At 29.6% G+C, this 17,497-nt stretch carries 22 protein-coding genes; 19 read left to right on the forward strand and 3 right to left on the reverse strand.

Annotation, left to right across the window (positions count from 1 at the left end; genetic code table 11):
- The first annotated feature begins 5 nt into the window (after positions 1-5).
- The 12 genes from AQ1685_RS00730 to AQ1685_RS00785 all read left to right on the forward strand — a co-directional run bounded on the left by AQ1685_RS00730 (position 6) and on the right by AQ1685_RS00785 (position 7,125).
- Positions 6-2,150 carry a hypothetical protein gene (locus tag AQ1685_RS00730; protein WP_095068823.1) on the forward strand — a complete coding sequence of 715 codons (2,145 nt, stop codon included), beginning with the start codon at positions 6-8 and terminating at the stop codon, positions 2,148-2,150.
- Positions 2,151-2,163: 13 nt separating this feature from the next.
- On the forward strand, positions 2,164-2,550 hold the full coding sequence (locus AQ1685_RS00735; RefSeq protein ID WP_095068824.1) for a hypothetical protein: 387 nt from the start codon (positions 2,164-2,166) through the stop codon (positions 2,548-2,550).
- A 123-nt stretch (positions 2,551-2,673) separates the two neighbouring features.
- Complete coding sequence (locus AQ1685_RS00740) at positions 2,674-3,042, forward strand: hypothetical protein (protein WP_095068825.1); 369 nt, start codon at positions 2,674-2,676, stop codon at positions 3,040-3,042.
- A 235-nt stretch (positions 3,043-3,277) separates the two neighbouring features.
- The gene (locus AQ1685_RS00745) at positions 3,278-3,478 is read left to right on the forward strand and encodes a hypothetical protein (protein WP_095068826.1); all 201 of its coding nucleotides are present in this window, start codon (positions 3,278-3,280) and stop codon (positions 3,476-3,478) included.
- A gap of 79 nt (positions 3,479-3,557) precedes the next feature.
- Positions 3,558-3,824, forward strand: a complete 267-nt coding sequence (locus AQ1685_RS00750) for a hypothetical protein (protein WP_095068827.1) — start codon at positions 3,558-3,560, stop codon at positions 3,822-3,824.
- An 11-nt stretch (positions 3,825-3,835) separates the two neighbouring features.
- The gene (locus AQ1685_RS00755) at positions 3,836-4,111 is read left to right on the forward strand and encodes a hypothetical protein (protein WP_095068828.1); all 276 of its coding nucleotides are present in this window, start codon (positions 3,836-3,838) and stop codon (positions 4,109-4,111) included.
- On the forward strand, positions 4,108-4,458 hold the full coding sequence (locus tag AQ1685_RS00760) for a hypothetical protein (protein ID WP_095068829.1): 351 nt from the start codon (positions 4,108-4,110) through the stop codon (positions 4,456-4,458). The genes AQ1685_RS00755 and AQ1685_RS00760 overlap by 4 nt, the downstream gene beginning before the upstream one ends.
- Positions 4,459-4,478: 20 nt before the next feature.
- On the forward strand, positions 4,479-4,844 hold the full coding sequence (locus AQ1685_RS00765; protein ID WP_095068830.1) for a hypothetical protein: 366 nt from the start codon (positions 4,479-4,481) through the stop codon (positions 4,842-4,844).
- Between the two features lie 211 nt (positions 4,845-5,055).
- Positions 5,056-5,205 (forward strand): hypothetical protein, encoded by a 150-nt coding sequence (locus AQ1685_RS00770; RefSeq protein WP_157730036.1) that lies wholly within the window; start codon positions 5,056-5,058, stop codon positions 5,203-5,205.
- Positions 5,206-5,331: 126 nt separating this feature from the next.
- Positions 5,332-5,676, forward strand: a complete 345-nt coding sequence (locus AQ1685_RS00775; protein WP_095068831.1) for a HopJ type III effector protein — start codon at positions 5,332-5,334, stop codon at positions 5,674-5,676.
- A 96-nt stretch (positions 5,677-5,772) separates the two neighbouring features.
- The gene (locus AQ1685_RS00780; RefSeq protein ID WP_095068832.1) at positions 5,773-6,408 is read left to right on the forward strand and encodes an FMN-binding negative transcriptional regulator; all 636 of its coding nucleotides are present in this window, start codon (positions 5,773-5,775) and stop codon (positions 6,406-6,408) included.
- Between the two features lie 15 nt (positions 6,409-6,423).
- A complete protein-coding gene (locus AQ1685_RS00785; RefSeq protein ID WP_095068833.1) occupies positions 6,424-7,125 on the forward strand; it encodes a M50 family metallopeptidase in 702 nt (233 codons plus the stop codon).
- On the opposite strand, the gene AQ1685_RS00790 is transcribed toward AQ1685_RS00785, so the two are convergent.
- A complete protein-coding gene (locus AQ1685_RS00790; protein ID WP_197697491.1) occupies positions 7,126-8,487 on the reverse strand; it encodes an alanine/glycine:cation symporter family protein in 1,362 nt (453 codons plus the stop codon).
- 221 nt (positions 8,488-8,708) lie between these two features.
- On the opposite strand from AQ1685_RS00790, the gene AQ1685_RS00795 reads away from it, so the two are divergent.
- The 3 genes from AQ1685_RS00795 to AQ1685_RS00805 all read left to right on the forward strand — a co-directional run bounded on the left by AQ1685_RS00795 (position 8,709) and on the right by AQ1685_RS00805 (position 10,921).
- Complete coding sequence (locus tag AQ1685_RS00795; RefSeq protein ID WP_157730037.1) at positions 8,709-9,584, forward strand: hypothetical protein; 876 nt, start codon at positions 8,709-8,711, stop codon at positions 9,582-9,584.
- A gap of 169 nt (positions 9,585-9,753) precedes the next feature.
- Entirely contained in the window at positions 9,754-10,545 is a 792-nt protein-coding gene (locus tag AQ1685_RS00800) for a DUF6503 family protein (protein ID WP_095068836.1), read from the forward strand.
- A 13-nt stretch (positions 10,546-10,558) separates the two neighbouring features.
- A complete protein-coding gene (locus AQ1685_RS00805) occupies positions 10,559-10,921 on the forward strand; it encodes a cupin domain-containing protein (RefSeq protein ID WP_095068837.1) in 363 nt (120 codons plus the stop codon).
- A gap of 525 nt (positions 10,922-11,446) precedes the next feature.
- On the opposite strand, the gene AQ1685_RS00810 is transcribed toward AQ1685_RS00805, so the two are convergent.
- Both AQ1685_RS00810 and pheS read right to left on the reverse strand, forming a co-directional pair.
- A complete protein-coding gene (locus tag AQ1685_RS00810) occupies positions 11,447-11,842 on the reverse strand; it encodes a hypothetical protein (RefSeq protein WP_095068838.1) in 396 nt (131 codons plus the stop codon).
- An 88-nt stretch (positions 11,843-11,930) separates the two neighbouring features.
- Positions 11,931-12,950: a phenylalanine--tRNA ligase subunit alpha gene (pheS, locus tag AQ1685_RS00815; protein WP_095068839.1), complete on the reverse strand. Its 1,020-nt coding sequence runs from the start codon at positions 12,948-12,950 to the stop codon at positions 11,931-11,933.
- 180 nt (positions 12,951-13,130) lie between these two features.
- Here pheS and gdhA point away from each other — a divergent pair, with 180 nt between their 5' ends.
- The 4 genes from gdhA (at position 13,131) to AQ1685_RS00835 (ending at position 17,494) form a co-directional block, all read left to right on the forward strand.
- On the forward strand, positions 13,131-14,474 hold the full coding sequence (gene gdhA / locus AQ1685_RS00820) for an NADP-specific glutamate dehydrogenase (protein ID WP_095068840.1): 1,344 nt from the start codon (positions 13,131-13,133) through the stop codon (positions 14,472-14,474).
- An 87-nt stretch (positions 14,475-14,561) separates the two neighbouring features.
- Entirely contained in the window at positions 14,562-15,404 is an 843-nt protein-coding gene (locus AQ1685_RS00825; protein ID WP_095068841.1) for an alpha/beta hydrolase family protein, read from the forward strand.
- A 172-nt stretch (positions 15,405-15,576) separates the two neighbouring features.
- A complete protein-coding gene (locus tag AQ1685_RS00830) occupies positions 15,577-17,016 on the forward strand; it encodes a PSP1 domain-containing protein (protein WP_095068842.1) in 1,440 nt (479 codons plus the stop codon).
- Positions 16,994-17,494, forward strand: coding sequence for a gliding motility lipoprotein GldH (locus tag AQ1685_RS00835; protein ID WP_095068843.1), 501 nt, complete (start codon positions 16,994-16,996; stop codon positions 17,492-17,494). The genes AQ1685_RS00830 and AQ1685_RS00835 overlap by 23 nt, the downstream gene beginning before the upstream one ends.
- Positions 17,495-17,497 lie beyond the last annotated feature (3 nt).

Genomic DNA, 17,497 nt, shown 5'->3' on the forward strand with positions numbered 1-17,497 from the left:
TCGCTATGCTATCATTTAAAACACTTGATGAACTTCACGAGTTCAATAAAAAGAGCTTTGCGCAAATCTCAGGAATAAAAAAAATAGAACAACCCGAGAGTCCATTCCAAGAAGGTTCTTTTGATGATCTAAAATTTCATGCACGACCGCATGAAGTTTTTAATATTGATCGGAACACTTACAAGAGTATTGATTTTGCTGATAAATTTTTACCATACATTAAAAAATATTATAAAGGAAAAGGAATGTGGATGTATGACGGTGCTGAGTTATTTAATGGATTAAAAAAGGCAGAAAGAAAATTATTCACTTTTGATGACCATGAATATTTAATCAGCCTAATTAATTACACATATCCAAAAGGAGTATTAGCACAAGAAAGAAAAGACCGAATACAGGTTTCTGAAAATGAAGTGTTAACATTTGTTGAAGTAGATGAAAACGAAACTATTGATGTGTCCTTTAAATTTGGAAAACGATTTAAAAACTATTTAAAGAAATCTTTGGAAAATAGTAAGTCAATAGTATCTACAGATTCATTAGAAAACAAAATCTACCAAACGGATAAAAAAAAGTTTCAAAGTTTTTTTAATAAAGAGTTAGTGCATGATAATATGATGCGTTATGTTCTTAATACTTTGGAAGTTGAAAGTGAGGCAACTGAGCTAGCTGAATTCAATGTTCTTTTTTCGAAAAAAGTAGTTTTTTTTATGGAAGATTTTACCATAGCTGGTAAATACAAACCATATGTTTTTATTGAAAGATCTCAGAGAGATGTACAATTAAAAACAGACACTACAATTAATGAAGGAGTTAAAATAGCTCCTAAACCCAATGAAATTTATATTTGGTTAGTACATAAAAGCAGTTCTTTTATAAAAGTTCAATTAGGAACCAATATTGCTAGAGATCTAAAAGAAAAAGAGATAACGCAAGACTCTATTGAACGACTAATCATTAATGAAATTAAAGCTGAATTAAATACTAATATTTACAGTAAAAGAATTATTGATAGAGCTACTAACAGAGGTCTTGGAGATGCATTAATACAGTTATGGATTTTAGAGAGAAAAGAAAGTAGTGAGTTAAATACTGAAATATTTAATACAAACCCTGCTTTATTTCTTGCTTTGCAAGCAGCCAACTTTGCTGTAGAAAAAATTGAAAGTTATAAATTCAAGGAACATCACTGGAATCCAAAGTTGGAAAACTATCTCCCTCTTATTGAAAGAGACACTTTATTTAACGCCAAGGTTTGTGGTTTTATTAATGGAATTATAGATGAAGCCAAAGCAATACCTGAAATGCTATCTCTTTTCACTAAAATATTGGGGAGTGAAAAAGAGAAAGAAGCATTTATAAACGGACTTAAAAAATTATTTGAAGAAGGTATCTTTCAAGCGATCATTGAAGGTGCTACTCAAGAATATAGAAGAGCTATCCAAGAAGGGAACGTTGAACGACTTTATTACAACTTGGCTCATGATGCTATACAAATTGTATCTTTGTTGACAGGTATTTTTCAATTAGTAAATGGAGTCGCTGGGTTTATTAATTTTTCAAAAAAAGGGCTTCAATATATTAAACGTTATGGTAAAAAAGCTATTGACGATTTAAAATTATTTAACAAAAAGGAAATTGAAGAAATCTTTGATGATTTAGATTTACAAGTTAACTCAAAGAAAACAGAACAGTTCAAACAATTTGTAAAAAAATGGAAAGGAAAAAGCATAGCTAATCTGACGAAAAAAGAAATAGTTAAAAATTTACAAGGGTTTACCGAACAAGCTAATAGAATAGCAAAATTGATTGATGATGGAGAAATGGTTATTAAGATATTAGAAGACACAGATTTTGAACAAATTTTAATGGATTTTGGAGACACTCTTGACGAAGCTAAAGCTACAGCAGCCTTTAATATTGGGGATGAAAATTATTTTAGAGCCTCTAAACCTGTAGATGAATTTATGAGTGAAATTGTACACGAAGGAACCCACACTTTAGATAACCTAAGTGGATTTAAAGGAGACGTATATCAATTAGAAAAACGTGCGTTTTTTCACGAAAGGGCATTCCAAAAAGCTGTCAAAATAAATGTAGATCATGAAGAAATTAATGATTTACTTGATTTTATATATTTAAATTATTAAAAATAAGTAAAAGATGAAACCAGAAATAAGAGTAATTATTAATGAATTAATTGAATTTGATAAAACTAGAAAACCAAAAAAATCTTTGAATAACGTTTATGAAAAACAAGGAGAGCGAAATGTTTATGTACTTAATGGAAAAATATTATTATGGCATAAAAAAGTATTTCTAAATTTAGAGTTACCAGAAAAATATGACATATCAGAACATAAAAAACTACAAGAAAAATTTAAAAACTTTTTTGAATATTGTCCTGATATAAAAAAGGTTTTTTCATTCCATGGAGATCATATTGGATGGTCAAATGATGTATCAGAAAATGAACAGCAAGAAATAAGAGACTATATTCATGAAAACCATAAAGTACCTGTAAGAATTAGAATCAACAAAAAGTCATAATAATTTTAAGATTCATTAAGTTTCTTTTAATTCTTCTGTAATTCTTTTATCATAAGTGAATGAATTTAATTCTAGAACAAGGTAATTGTCTAAAAATCAAAACGTTACATTAAAAATAATATTATGGATTATAAAAGTAAAATAAAAGAGATAGAAGATGAAGTGCATCAAATGATGGAAAACAGAAAAAAATGGTCTCCAAAGAAGAAACAAGAAATAGAAGCTAAAGAATTAGAAATTACAAAAAGAGTCAAAGAAAAGTTAGATGAAAATAATATTCCAAAAAGAAGTATATTTTCTTATCTATATGAAAATCGTCTTTTAAAAGATGGAACAACAAAGAAAACAGTTTTAATTACAAGTATGAGTGAACCTAAATTTGGTAAAAAACAGACTGTTATTTCTGACTTAGAAACTTTAGAGATGCTTTACGTACAAACGGATGTTACTCGTTTTATGGATATTGAAGATTATTTTACTCCTAGAAAGTAAGCATTATTTCAACACAACAGATCACTTTATCTCTGAAAGATGAAACCAAAAATAAAATTTCATCAATCAAAGAATTATTTTTAATGAATAAATTAAAAAGAAATTTGATGACTCAAATCTGGGAGTTATATGATTTAGACTCATTAGAAGACGCAGTATTTAATAATGATTCTGCTGAATATTTGAAAGATGCTTATGATTTACAAGAAATAAAAAAATAGGATATTCTCCATATTTGCAAGAAGCAGATGGAATTTTATTCTGTGTAATAGATAATGAGCATGGTGAACCTATTTTAGGTACTATATCTCAAATAACAATTCCGAATAAGATTATTAAGCATATGTACTTTAATGGACAAATACTTGTTTATAGTGATTTTGAAAGTATTGAAAATCTAATTGCTTTTATTCAAGAAAAATATCCAATTCAATAAAAAGATTAAAGGTCTTTAAAATGATAAAAAGCTTAAGCTTATTCCTTATGTAAATATCAATTTTATATTTAATAAAACAATGTCCATCAGTTTAAACACAATACATAATAAACTAGAAGAACAAGGATATAAATCTTTTGTACGTAAAAATGATAATGAAAAATGGATTATAGCAGGAATACATGGTTCTAATACAAATTTTAAATTTGGGTCAGCTTTTCAAATAAGAATAACACAAAATCAAATTTTACTTTCTTATTTAGTGGGGCAATCAGCTGTAAACAAAGATTTCACTTCTTCAAAAGAGCTTTTTAAATATCTTAAAGAGAAATTTACTATTGAATAACAATTCAAAATATGAATGAACAAGATATCATAAAAAAAGTAAAAAAACACCTTGAAAAAAGACTTAATAGCATAGATGAATCACGAATAAGTTATTCAGGAATTAGACAAAATGCTCCTACTACTAATCCTAACGAAAGTAAGGATTTACACCTAACACATTATTCATTAGAAAATATTGAAGGAAATCCATATACAACGAATATCTATACTGTAGCAATAGATGTGAAAACTGAAAACTTAGAATATATTTTAGGTCAGAATATAATGGAGAAAATAGAAGAATGAAAAAGAGATTCACTTATGTAGGTTATATTAAAATAGAGTACCAACCTTTAATTTCCTTGATGAGAGAAATGCTAATTTCATCAAAAGTTAAAGAGAGATACGCTGCAGATATTGAAAAAGAAATTAATTATAAAGATGAAAAATTAGATATATATATCCATGAAGATGGAAATAATGGTTTTTTAATTGATATTGAATTGTTAGGTTCGTTTGTAGAAGCAAATGAATTCATTAATAACTTTACAAAAAAGCTTAGAGAAAAAAATATCACACATCAATTTGAATGGAGTGGAGTAGGTGAAAATGATGAAGAAGTAGGAGAAGAGTATGAAATTTCATTTCCTTAAGCTAAAAGATAAAGAAGTTAATGAATAACATATATATAAACGGAAGTATTGAGGTAACAAATAAAAAGTTGTATAGCATTTTAAATGAGATTGAGGAAATTAATAATTCAAAATTAGAATTAAAACTTAAAGATTTTGGTTATGAAATTAATTATAAAGATGAAGAGATGTATTTTTATATTCATGGTAATGAGGAAGAAGATGAAAATGAAACAATAATTTTTGATTGTGAATTAAAGCAAGATTTATCTTATGCTCATAATTTTGTTTCTACAATTGTAGGTAAATTAAGAGAAAATAATATTGGGTATTTCAATTTTGAATATGGATATGGAGACGGAAAAGGGAATGATCTTGGAGAACAGTTTGAAGTTTCTTCCGAATAGATTAATTATATGAAAAAAACATACATATATAATGGTTATTTAGAAACTAACCTTGATTTTATTAAAGAAATTTTAATATCATTTCTACCAAAGAAAAAAGATAAGAGATCGATTTGCTATAGATATAGAAAGGGAAATAAAATATGAAGATGACTTTTTAGAAATTTATAGTCATAATTATTTTGAAAAAGGTGTTTTATTTCAAGTTGAGTTGAAAGGAACTTTATTAGAAGCAAATGAATTCATTAATAACTTTACAAAAAAGCTTAGAGAAAAAAATATCACACATCAATTTGAATGGAGTGAAGTAGATGAAAATGATGAAGAAGTAGGAGAAGAGTATGAAATTTCATTTCCTTAAACTAAAAGTTAAAGAAGTGTCTTTGATGCGCAAATTTAACTATAATTGTTAGTTTGTAAAAAATTACTATAGTTTAGTTTTTAAGTTGAATTATCTATTTTTTTGTATTTCTAAAACATCGGAGAAATGACACTACAAGAATTCAAACATAAATTACAAAACGAACCTACTACAATAGATTTTTCAGAAACAATAGCGGTAATTGAAGACAATTATAACTTTACTCCTTCAGCATTTAAAAATGGAGTTTTAGAAAATGAAGTTTCTCAAAATCAGGGTTCATGTAAAGTATTTTCATTTGCAATTCAAGAAGGACTTACACAAGAGGAAACCTTAGCTTGTTTCGGACAATATTATGCTGAAGTTGTTAATGAACCTAATGGAACTGGTCATCAAAATATCAGAAACTTTATGAATACTGGTTTTGAAGGATTGAGTTTTGAGAATGAAACATTAACAAAGAAAAGCTAAATAGTTATTTAAAAATCAAATAAAGAAGATCGTTCTTGTGCTAAAAGAACGATTTTTTTAGTTTTATAGATAAATTCTAATGAAAATTTAAGAATCATGTATAACGTATCGAGTTATAAAGCTAAGAATGAACAAGAAATTCTAGATTTTATCAAAGAATATCCTTTCGTTCAAATTACAGGTGTGAATGAAAAAGGGAAACCAGTTGCCACTCAAATTCCTGTAATTGTAGAAAAGCGAAATGATGATTTGTACATCGTAGGGCATATGATGAAAGAAACAGATCATTGTAAAGCGTTTCAAGAAAATCCAAATGTATTATCGGTTTTTACTGGACCTAATGGATACGTTAGCGCTTCTTGGTGTGTGAGTCCAAACAAAGGTTCAACTTGGAATTATATGAGTGTTCATGCAGAAGGAAAAGTTTCTTTTTTTGAAGGAGAAAAGTTAGTGTCTTTAATGAAAACATTTACATTGCTTCATGAAAATGGAAATGAGAATTCACCAACAATTTATGATAATTTATCAGATAGTTACACCAATAAATGGATGCCATACATTACAGGATTTGAAATTAAAGTGGATTGTTTAGATACGGTGTTTAAATTAAGTCAAAGCTTAGATGAGCAAAGTTATTTAAATGTAATTGCTGAGCTAGAGAAACGTGGAGGAAGAGATTCTTTTTTAGCAATGGAAATGCAAAAGAGAGTTTCAGAACTGTTTTCTGAATAATTGTAAATGTAGAAAGTGATTTCAAAAAAGTTAGATTATACGATTTTAATTGTAGCAGTTGCCATATTTCTATTGTTACAGTTACCATATTTTGTTCAAATACAATATCCTTTTAGGCTTTTAGGAACATGGTTTCATGAAATGGGACATGGATTAACCGCTCTTTTAACTGGAGGCAAATTTCATTATTTAGAAATCTATCAGAATGGTGGAGGTGTAGCTTATTCTTCAGTAACGAATCGATTTTTACCTATTTATCTTTGTAGTGCGCTTACAGCAACGGGTGGGTTGTTCGGTCCTGCTATTTCAGGAAGTATTCTAATTATGTCGGCTAGATCACAAAAACATGCTGCAATTATGTTACGAATTCTGACAGGAGTCATGATTCTATCTTTAATTATATGGATTCGATCGTACTGGGGAATTGTTGTTTTAGGAGCTATTACTATAGCGTTAATTGTTATTATGTTTTTAAAAAATAAAAAGATTGAAACAATTACTGTTTTGTTCTTAGGGTTACAATGTATTTTAAGTACTTATCTTCAGTTTAATTATTTATTTACAAAGGAATTTGAACGTAACGGACAAACAATGACCTCCGACACACAAAATATTGCAGCCAATACATTTGGAACTTATTGGATGTGGGGAGCTCTTATTTTTATACTTAGCGGAATTATGCTTTATAAGAGTGTAAAATTTTATTTAAGAAAATAACTACGAACTTTTTTCAGCTTTTAATCTCGTAAAATAATCGTTTGCAGCTCTTTTTACTTTAGGAGCTAATATTAAGGTAGAAAGTACGGTTGGTATTGCCATTAAAGCATAGCCACTATCAATTAAATTAATTACGAAATCTAATTTTACGTTTGCAGCAATTACTATAGCAGCTATGTAAATGTAATTGTAATACTTCCCAATTTTTGTATTGGTTAAAAAACATAAACAAGAATATCCGTAGAAAGAGTATGTAAATAAAGTTGAAAAAGCGAAAATTAAAACACAAATAGTTAATATAATACTACCAATTCCATAAGGTAAAACAGAATCAAAAGCAGTTAATGTTAATGATATTCCATTTCCCTTAAAGCCTTTCCAAATACCAGAAGCCAGTATAGCTAAAGCTGTAAGCGTACAAACAAGTAATGTGTCTATAGCTGGTCCTAACATAGCTACCAAACCTTCACGAATTGGTTCATTAGTCTTTGCCGTTCCGTGCATCATTGGCGCTGTTCCTAAACCAGCTTCATTAGAAAAAGCAGCTCTTTTCACACCAGTAATAATCAGAGCACCTAATGTTCCACCCATAACTGCATTTCCTGAAAAAGCATCCGTAAAGATTAAAGAAAACATACTAGGAATATTTTCAATTTTTAAAATTAAAATAGAAAGCACAGTAATTAAATAAATAGCTACCATCACAGGAACTAACTTACCTGCAATTTTTCCAATTCTTTTAATTCCTCCAAAAATTACCAAAGCAGTAATAATTCCGATAGTAATCCCCAATAATAATTTAGAAGTTTGAATATTGCTTTCATTTACTTCAAAAACATCAATTAAAGTTTGTGTTAACTGATTGGCCTGAAATGCAGGTAGTGTACCAATTAATCCTGCTGAAGCAAAAAACAGCGCTAAAGGCTTCCATTTTTTTCCTAAACCTTCTGTAATTACATACATTGGTCCGCCTTTTACATTTCCATCTTCATCTTTTCCACGGTACATTATAGATAAACTACAAGTAAAAAACTTTGTTGCCATTCCTACAAAAGCACTTACCCACATCCAAAAAATAGCACCAGGTCCACCAGTAGCAATTGCAATAGCAACTCCACTAATATTTCCCATACCAACAGTTGCAGCAATGGCAGAAGATAAAGCTTCGTAATGTGAAAGATCTCCTGGAGAATTATGTTTGTCGTATTTTCCTCTTAGAATATTTACAGCATGACCTAAATATCGGAAAGGAACTAAACCAGAATAAATAAATAAAATTAAACCACCACCAATAAGGAGTATTAATAAAGGAAAACCCCAAACCCAAGAAGAAAATTCTGCAACTAAATCTTGCATATTCATAAAAGTTGTTTTCAGCGAAAGTACTATAATTAAAGATTTTTTTGTATATTGAAAAGGTATTTTAATTGTAGGCTCAATTACAATTTGTCGACTTTCTTTCTATATTCAACGATTTAAAACAACCATTAATCGAACGAAAAAGAGAAAACTCTAAGTCATTTTTATTTTTACGATGTTAAATTTTTATCCCCCTTGCAATGAAAGTTTTAAACAACTCTTCGGTGAAAAAAGTATTGAATTTTTCACCAGCAATTCTTTTAATTTTATTAGTTATCTATTCTTTTAATACTCATGAGAACAAAAATGAGTTAGAAGACGAATTTTTCAAAGAGAAAAAACTACTCCAAAACGAACTCAATAAAATTGTAGCAGACTACAAAGAAATTACTTCTAAAAAGAAGTGGTTAACAAAAAGAGTGGTTAATGGTATGAATAAAATCATAGCTTTAAAAGACTCTGTAGAACAACTTGAAAAAGTAAATTATGACTTACTGTTTAAGTATTCATTAAAAATTACAAAACTTGAACGTGAAAATAGAAAGTTGTTTTTAAAAGTAGAATCATTACAAAAGCAAAACACAAAATTACGTAGTGAAAATACACAAGTAAAAAAAGATCTTCAAGCCGAAGAAAAATCATTCAGTTCTTTAGTTGCAGAAAACAAAAAGTTGAAAAGAGAAGAGCTAGCTTTAAAACGTAAAGTAAATATTGCAGGGACAATAGAAATTAGTTCTGTTCTTGTTGAAGCTCTAAAAGAAAAAAGTAATGGTAAATACACAACAACCAATCGCTACAAGAAAACAGATGCATTTAGAATTAAGTTTGACATTTTACCTAATGAATTAGCAAATATTGGAAATCGCGAAATCTTTGTTCAAATTTTAGATGATCACAATAACACTGTCCCTTCTGAAAAAAGTGGTTCTAAAAACGAAATATCATATAATGACCTTATTAGTATAGATTATGATAGAGAAAAAATTAGTGTGGTTTCTTTAGTTTCTGTAGACCGAGCTTCTATGAACGAAGGAGATTATACAGTAAACGTATACATCGGTAAAAGAAAGGTGGGTAAATCAATCATAAATCTTAGATAGAATAAATTAATTACATACAAATAAAATACTGAAGGGTTACTTTAATTAAAGTAACCCTTCAGTATTTTAGGCTTATATCCATTTTTGAAGTTGTACTAATAAAATTATTTGATTTACTTGTAAGTTACTCCAAAAAAATAGACTAGTATTGATAAAAACAAACTAAACAATGAAAAAAACTTTTTTAGGCGGAATAATTTTAATGACATCATTATTTGCGATTTCATGCCAATTAAAAACAGAAGAAAAGAAAGAAGAGATAAAGAAAGAAGTAGAAATTGCAGTTTCTGAAGGAGATAAAATAATTAATGAAGCTATAAAAGCTCACGGAGGAAACTTGTATGATAACGCATATTATAGCTTTATTTTTCGAAAAAATGAATATTCATTTAAGAACTCAGAGAATTCTTACATCTATACAGTAAAAAGAAAAGTAGAGGATAAAATTGTAGAAGATATTTTAGATAATGGAAGTATTACTAGAACAATTAATGGAGAATCTGTAGAACTTAATGAGAGAGATAAATTAAGATATTCTGAAGCTTTAAATTCAGTAATATACTTTGCCACACTTCCTTATAAATTGAATGACGCTGCGGTTAATAAAGAATTTAAAAGAGAAGTAACAATTAAAAACGAAACATATAAAATTGTACAAGTTACCTTTAATCAAGAAGGTGGAGGGAAAGATTTTGAAGATCAGTTTTATTACTGGGTAAATTCTAAAACCCATACGATTGATTATTTAGCTTACAACTACAAAGTAAATAATGGAGGTGTACGTTTTAGAAGTAGTTACAATAAAAGAAATATTGGAGGAATTATTTTTCAGGATTATATAAATTATAAAGCCGAAGTAGGAACTCCTTTGTCAGAGTTACCAAAGTTATATGAAGAAGGAAAGTTAAAAGAACTTTCAAAAATTGAAACAGAAAATGTAGTTAACTTAAACAGTAACTAAAAGCATAAGAATTATGTCAAAAGTAATTAATATTAAAGACAAGTTTAGTCTATTTACAGATCAATGGTCTCCAAAAAAAATAGCTGAACTCAACGGTCAACAAGTCCTGCTAGCTAAAATAAAAGGAGAATTTGTTTTTCACAAGCATGATAATGAAGACGAGCTTTTTATGGTGATTAAAGGACAATTACAAATTGATTTAGAAGATAGTTCTGTAACTGTAAATGAAGGAGAGTTTTATGTTGTACCCAAAGGTGTTTTACATAAGCCTGTTGCAAAAGAAGAAGTACATATTTTACTTTTTGAACCGTTATCCACTAAACACACAGGAGATGTTACTGCAGATATAACTGTTGAGACATATGAATCTATTTAAAGTGTTTTTAAAACGATAAAAACAATTCATCGATAAAAAATTACCGTTAATCTAAAGTTAAAATACTAGATATCGAATGATGAAATAATTATCCCTTAAAGCTTTATACTTTTGAAGTGTTAATAGTTCAAGAAATAACGAAAATTTAATAATCCCAATTTAAGTTTTGTTTTTTCATTTTTAAGTTATAAGGTTTACTTTTAAAACCTAACTCAACCCTTTTGCAAGCCCCAAATGTAAAAGGGTTTCTTTTTTTATAGATGTAGATTAATGAGTTAACTTTTAGAGTTTTATTTCATTCGTCGAAGAAATTAAACAGCTTGTCTACAGATAAAAATCCATAGGTCGAATAAGATCATTTTTTTCTAGAAAACCAAACTATATTTGAAGTGTAAATAAGTGATATACATGAAAGTATTCCTTATAGTTTTGTTTTTTTCATTATAAAAAAATAAATGAAGGTTTTTTAAATTTATTTGGTTGATTAAATTAATCCTTTTGCATCCCCAATTGCAAAAGGATTTTTTATTTTATTACGATTCCTCTTTTATTTAATGATGGAACCATACGTAAAGCTCCTTCCTTTATTGTATTAGCTTGGAATACAAAAGTTTTTTCTTGAATTTGATTTCCTTCAAAAAATGAAACTTGAAATCTGTTAGATAAACCAAACACATCAGGGTGTATCATTTCTATTTTAGCAAAGGAATTTGCACCAAGCTGATGTATTTTCTTTCTAAAAACTGTAGTAGTTTTTGTTTCAGAAAAACCTTGAGAAACGATCATAATCATGTCTAAAGCCACTTCTTTTTTATTAATAAGATAAACATACCAATCATCTGTGTTATGTGTCTCATTATGCTCTAAAACCACAGCCATTTCAATCCCAGTAACCTCAGGAATTACAATATCTTTTTTCATGTATTAATTCTTAAAAATTAAAAAGTTGTAAAACTCAATTAAAATCATTGAAATTTCACAACTCTTATTTATAAATATGTTTCTAAAGTTAAATCACCGATTTAAATTGTTCTAAGAAACGAACATCATTTTCGTAAAACATTCTAATATCTGGAATTTGATATAAAAGCATCGCAATACGTTCTATACCCATTCCAAATGCATACCCAGAATATTTTGTAGGATCAATATTACAGTTTTTAAGTACGTTTGGATCAACCATGCCACATCCCATAATTTCTAACCAACCTGTACCTTTTGTGATTCTGTAATCAGTTTCAGTTTCTAATCCCCAGTAAATATCTACTTCAGCACTTGGCTCGGTAAATGGGAAATACGACGGACGTAATCTGATTTTAGATTTACCAAACATTTCCTTAGTAAAGTATAATAAAGTCTGCTTTAAATCAGCAAAAGAAACATCGGTATCAATGTATAAACCTTCTACTTGATGGAAAATACAATGTGCTCTTGCGGAAATATCTTCGTTTCTAAAAACCCTACCTGGAGAAATTGTTCGGATTGGTGGCTCGTTTTTTTCCATGTAACGCACTTGTACAGAAGAAGTATGTGTACGTAACAATGTGTCAGGATTTTTTTCAATAAAGAAAGTATCCTGCATATCTCTTGCTGGATGATATTCAGGAAGATTTAAAGCTGTAAAGTTGTGCCAGTCATCTTCTATTTCCGGACCTTCAGATACAGTAAACCCTATTCTGTTAAAAACTTCAATAATTCGATTTTTAACAATAGATATAGGATGTCTCGAACCCAATTCAATAGGTTCAGATGGTCGAGTTAAATCTCCATAAACACCTTTATCTTCAATTGCACTTTCTAATGCTTCTTTTAAAGTGTTTACTTTTTCCTCAGCAGATTTCTTTAAAAGATTAATTGTTTGTCCGAATTCTTTTTTTTGTTCGTTAGGAACATTTTTAAATTCAGCAAATAAATCCTTTAAAATACCCTTGCTACCAAGGTATTTAATTCTGAAATTTTCAATTTCTTCAGGAGAAGAAGTTTCAAAATTTTTAACTTCATCAATTAACCCTGTAATCTTTTCTAACATAATCCGTCAAATTAGGTGGCAAATTTAATATTTTTTACTGAAATAGGCTGGTAAATTATATCAACGACTACAACGTTTTCGTATCAGCAAAAAAAGGTCTTTTTTAGACCATCAAATTAGTTAATTAGTTATATTTGTACATTATTTTTATAAAAAAAACATTTTTAGAATAGTTAAATTATGGAATCTAAAATAAAGGCCTTTATGGATCTGGTTAGACAACGTAACGGTCATGAACCAGAATTTTTGCAAGCTGTACAAGAAGTAGCAGAAACTGTTATACCATATATTGTTAAGCATGATATTTACCACGGAAAAAATATATTATTAAGAATGGTTGAACCTGAAAGATTAATTTCTTTTAGAGTAAACTGGGTAGATGATGATGGTGAGATTCAGGTAAATAGAGGATACAGAGTTCAAATGAATTCTGCTATTGGGCCTTACAAAGGAGGGTTACGTTTTCATCCAACTGTAAACGCTAGTATTTTAAAGTTTTTAGCTTTCGAACAAGTATTTAAAAACTCATTAACGACCTTACCAATGGGTGGTGGAAAAGGTGGATCTGATTTTGATCCGAAAGGAAAGTCAGACAATGAAATTATGCGTTTCTGTCACGCCTTTATGAGTGAATTATTTAGACATATTGGCCCTAATACTGATGTTCCTGCTGGAGATATTGGAGTTGGAGGAAGAGAAATCGGATTTATGTTCGGTATGTATAAAAAATTAAGAAACGAATTTACCGGAGTTTTAACAGGTAAAGGAGCTACTTGGGGTGGATCTTTAATTAGACCAGAAGCAACAGGTTACGGAAACGTATACTTTGCTGATAGCATGTTAAAAACTAAAGGAGATTCTTTTGAAGGAAAAATAGTAACGGTTTCTGGTTCTGGAAATGTAGCACAGTACGCTTGTGAAAAAGCTACTGAATTAGGCGCTAAAGTGGTTACATTATCAGATTCTTCTGGTTATATTTATGATGAAGATGGAATCGATGCTGAGAAATTGGCTTTCGTAATGGAGTTAAAGAATGTAAAAAGAGGAAGAATTCACGAATATGTAGAGAAATACCCGTCTGCTAAGTTCTTTAAAGGAGAGCGTCCTTGGGGAGTAAAGTGTGATGTTGCTTTACCATGTGCAACTCAAAATGAGTTAAATGGTGAAGAAGCTCAAACTTTAGTAGATAATGGATGTGTTTGTGTTAGTGAAGGAGCTAACATGCCTTCTACTCCAGAAGCAATTGCTGTATTCCACAAAGAAAAAGTATTATTCGCGCCAGGTAAGGCATCTAATGCTGGTGGAGTTGCAACTTCAGGTTTAGAAATGAGTCAGAATTCATTACGTTTAAGTTGGTCCCGTGAAGAGGTCGATGAAAGACTTAAAGATATTATGGAGAATATCCACAAAGCTTGTGTTGAGTATGGAACTGACGAGTCTGGTTATGTGGACTACGTAAAAGGAGCAAACATAGCAGGTTTTGTTAAAGTTGCAGACGCAATGTTAGCACAAGGGGTAGTTTAAGAATTATTCTTTAATTAAAAATAAGCAGAAGCTCATCTTTTTTAGATGAGCTTTTGTATTTTGTGGATATTATGAAAAAATCTATCCATGAAAAAAATTAAAAACATCAAAATATCAAGCACATTTGAAAAGCCAATTTTACTTGATGTATTCTACAAGTCTAATCATCAAAAAAAAGATGTGATAATTTTTTGTCATGGTTACAAAGGTTTTAAAGATTGGGGAGCTTGGGATTTAATGGGAGAAGCCTTCGCAGAAGCTGGTTTGTTTTTTATGAAGTTTAATTTTTCTCATAATGGAACGACTACAGAAAACCCTTTAGAGTTCGGAGATTTAGAAGCTTTTGGAAATAATAATTATTCAAAAGAGTTAGACGATTTAAACAAAGTAATTGATTGGTGTTCTCAAGAAGAAAAGTTTAAAAATGAAATAAATGAAAATGCTATAGCGCTTTTAGGCCATAGTAGAGCTGGAGGAATTGTTTGTATTAAAGCTGAAGAAGATCCTAGAGTGAAAAAAGTAATTTCTTTAGCAGGAGTTTCAGATTATAAGCGAAGAACAGCCACTACAGGTGAATTAGAATCTTGGAAAAATGATGGTGTTAAGTATATTTTAAATGGAAGAACAGGTCAGCAAATGCCACATTTTTATCAGTTTTATGAAGATTTTATTGCTAATGAAGACCGATTAACTATTAAACGAGCAGTAAAGAATTTAAAAATTCCATTTTGTATTATCCATGGTAATGCAGATACATCAATAGCCATTTCAGAAGCCGAAGATTTACTTAGTTGGAATCCATCAGCAGCGTTTCATATTATAGAAAATGCAAATCATGTTTTTGGAGCTAAACATCCTTGGTTAGAAGCTAAAGCGCCAAGTGATTTACAGAAGGTAGTTGCTATTTGTAAATCATTTTTAGGGAACTAGCTGTTTCATTGAGCAAACGGATTTTCACATTCTTTTAGAATGACTATATTTACAAATCGATAAGAAAAAAAAGTATATTTTTTATCTAATTAAAAATCAAATAAATATAATTAATTTCTTGATGCTGATGTGAACATCAGATTTAAGAGATTATTACACAAATACATAAATTATGGGTTGTAGCAGTTGCTCAACTAACAAGAATGGCGTTCCTAAAGGATGTAAGAGTAACGGAAATTGCGGTACGGGAACATGCGGAAGTGGAAATAAATTAGCTGTTTTTGATTGGTTATCAAACATGACTTTACCAACAGGTGAAGCTCCATTTAATATATACGAAGTACGTTTTAAAAACGGAAGAAAACATTTTTACAAGAGTAATCCTAAGATGAGAATTTCTATGGGAGATGTGGTTGCTGTAGAAGGTTCACCAGGTCACGACATAGGTATCGTCTCACTTGCAGGTGAACTTGTAAAAGTGCAAATGAAAAAACGTAAGGTAGAACAAGATAGTGAAGACGTAAAAAAGATCTATCGTAAGGCCACTCAAAAAGATATAGATGTTTGGCAAAACGCACGAGACAGAGAATTGGAAACTCAACGAAAAGGAAGAGAAATCATTAGTAAACTTGGTTTAAAAATGAAATTATCTGATGTTGAATTTCAAGGAGATGGAAATAAAGCGACTTTTTATTACACTGCAGATGATCGTGTAGATTTTCGTCAATTAATTCGAGATTTAGCTAGTGCATTTTCTATTCGAGTTGAAATGAAGCAAGTTGGAATGCGACAAGAAGCTGCACGTTTAGGTGGAGTTGGTTCTTGTGGTAGAGAATTATGTTGTTCTACTTGGTTGACAGATTTTAGAAAGGTAAATACCGCTGCCGCGAGATATCAGCAATTATCTTTAAATCCTTTAAAATTAGCTGGTCAATGTGGAAAATTAAAATGCTGTTTAAATTTTGAATTAGATTCTTATTTAGATGCACTAGAATCTTTTCCGAAACAAGATGTAGTTTTAAAAACGGAGAAAGGAGAAGCGATTTTTGTGAAAATGGACATCTTTAAAAAGCTGCTTTGGTACACATACAAAGAAGAAAAGATGAAATGGTTCAAGCTATCTCTAGATCAAGTTACTGAAATTATTGAATTGAATGAAGGTAATGAATTAGGTTCTCCGTTAGAAGACTATGCTTCTGAGATAGAAGAGGAAGTGGAGGTTAGCTTTGAAAATGTTGTGGGTCAAGATAGTTTAACTCGATTCGATACTCCTAAAAAACCACGTCGTAATAAGCGAAGAAGGAGGAATCAGAACCAAAAGAACAATTCGAATTCAAACCAAAAATCGCCAAATAACAATTCTAAAAAACAAGCGCCAAAGCAAGGACAAAAACAGAAGCCTAGGCCAAAGAATACGAAACAGGCAAATAATCAAGAGAAAAATTCGAATCAAAAAACACAGCAAAACAAAAAAAGAAATCCAAACAGAAAACCGGATAATCAGAATACTCCAAAGAACAATAACAACAACAAACAGAATTCGAATCAACGAAGAAATAATAAAAGAAGAAACAATAACGGAAACAAAAATGCAAAGACTAATAAACAGTAAAAATATAGTATACAAGCTATTAATACTACTGGTTTTGACCTCTTGTGATTCCAAAGGGATTTTCGATAATTATAGAACTGTAAACAAAGGAAAATGGGAAATTAACACTCCAGTAACTTTTCAATTTACAGTAAAAGATACTTTAGCAAATAAGAATTTATTTATCAATATTAGAAATAATAACGATTACGAGTTTAGCAATCTGTTTCTAATTACAAAGTTAAAATTTCCTGATGGTCATTTTCTAACAGATACTTTAGAGTACAATATGACTGATAAAAAAGGGAATTTTTTAGGAACTGGTTTTTCCGAAATAAAAGAAAATAAACTGTTTTATAAAGAACAAATATTATTTCCTGCAGTAGGAGACTATCAATTAGAAGTTTTTCAAGCCATGAGAAAAAATGGAGAAGTATTAGGTGTACAAGAACTTGAAGGAATTACTGATGTAGGATTTAGAATTGAAAAAATTGAATAAATT

Origin of the sequence: Tenacibaculum jejuense, assembly GCF_900198195.1 — a bacterium.
Lineage (GTDB): Bacteria > Bacteroidota > Bacteroidia > Flavobacteriales > Flavobacteriaceae > Polaribacter > Polaribacter jejuensis.

What these genes read in the sequence shown, in the direction of transcription:
- AQ1685_RS00735 (WP_095068824.1), top strand. Translation starts at nt 2,164, where the DNA reads ATGAAACCAGAAATAAGAGTAATTATTAATGAATTAATTGAATTTGAT.
- AQ1685_RS00780 (WP_095068832.1), top strand. Translation starts at nt 5,773, where the DNA reads ATGTATAACGTATCGAGTTATAAAGCTAAGAATGAACAAGAAATTCTA.
- AQ1685_RS00775 (WP_095068831.1), top strand. Translation starts at nt 5,332, where the DNA reads ATGACACTACAAGAATTCAAACATAAATTACAAAACGAACCTACTACA.
- AQ1685_RS00810 (WP_095068838.1), bottom strand. Translation starts at nt 11,842, where the DNA reads ATGAAAAAAGATATTGTAATTCCTGAGGTTACTGGGATTGAAATGGCT.
- AQ1685_RS00805 (WP_095068837.1), top strand. Translation starts at nt 10,559, where the DNA reads ATGTCAAAAGTAATTAATATTAAAGACAAGTTTAGTCTATTTACAGAT.
- AQ1685_RS00760 (WP_095068829.1), top strand. Translation starts at nt 4,108, where the DNA reads ATGAAAAAGAGATTCACTTATGTAGGTTATATTAAAATAGAGTACCAA.
- AQ1685_RS00830 (WP_095068842.1), top strand. Translation starts at nt 15,577, where the DNA reads ATGGGTTGTAGCAGTTGCTCAACTAACAAGAATGGCGTTCCTAAAGGA.
- pheS (WP_095068839.1), bottom strand. Translation starts at nt 12,950, where the DNA reads ATGTTAGAAAAGATTACAGGGTTAATTGATGAAGTTAAAAATTTTGAA.
- AQ1685_RS00835 (WP_095068843.1), top strand. Translation starts at nt 16,994, where the DNA reads ATGCAAAGACTAATAAACAGTAAAAATATAGTATACAAGCTATTAATA.
- AQ1685_RS00730 (WP_095068823.1), top strand. Translation starts at nt 6, where the DNA reads ATGCTATCATTTAAAACACTTGATGAACTTCACGAGTTCAATAAAAAG.
- AQ1685_RS00750 (WP_095068827.1), top strand. Translation starts at nt 3,558, where the DNA reads ATGTCCATCAGTTTAAACACAATACATAATAAACTAGAAGAACAAGGA.
- AQ1685_RS00765 (WP_095068830.1), top strand. Translation starts at nt 4,479, where the DNA reads ATGAATAACATATATATAAACGGAAGTATTGAGGTAACAAATAAAAAG.
- AQ1685_RS00740 (WP_095068825.1), top strand. Translation starts at nt 2,674, where the DNA reads ATGGATTATAAAAGTAAAATAAAAGAGATAGAAGATGAAGTGCATCAA.
- AQ1685_RS00825 (WP_095068841.1), top strand. Translation starts at nt 14,562, where the DNA reads ATGAAAAAAATTAAAAACATCAAAATATCAAGCACATTTGAAAAGCCA.
- AQ1685_RS00755 (WP_095068828.1), top strand. Translation starts at nt 3,836, where the DNA reads ATGAATGAACAAGATATCATAAAAAAAGTAAAAAAACACCTTGAAAAA.
- gdhA (WP_095068840.1), top strand. Translation starts at nt 13,131, where the DNA reads ATGGAATCTAAAATAAAGGCCTTTATGGATCTGGTTAGACAACGTAAC.
- AQ1685_RS00790 (WP_197697491.1), bottom strand. Translation starts at nt 8,487, where the DNA reads ATGAATATGCAAGATTTAGTTGCAGAATTTTCTTCTTGGGTTTGGGGT.
- AQ1685_RS00800 (WP_095068836.1), top strand. Translation starts at nt 9,754, where the DNA reads ATGAAAAAAACTTTTTTAGGCGGAATAATTTTAATGACATCATTATTT.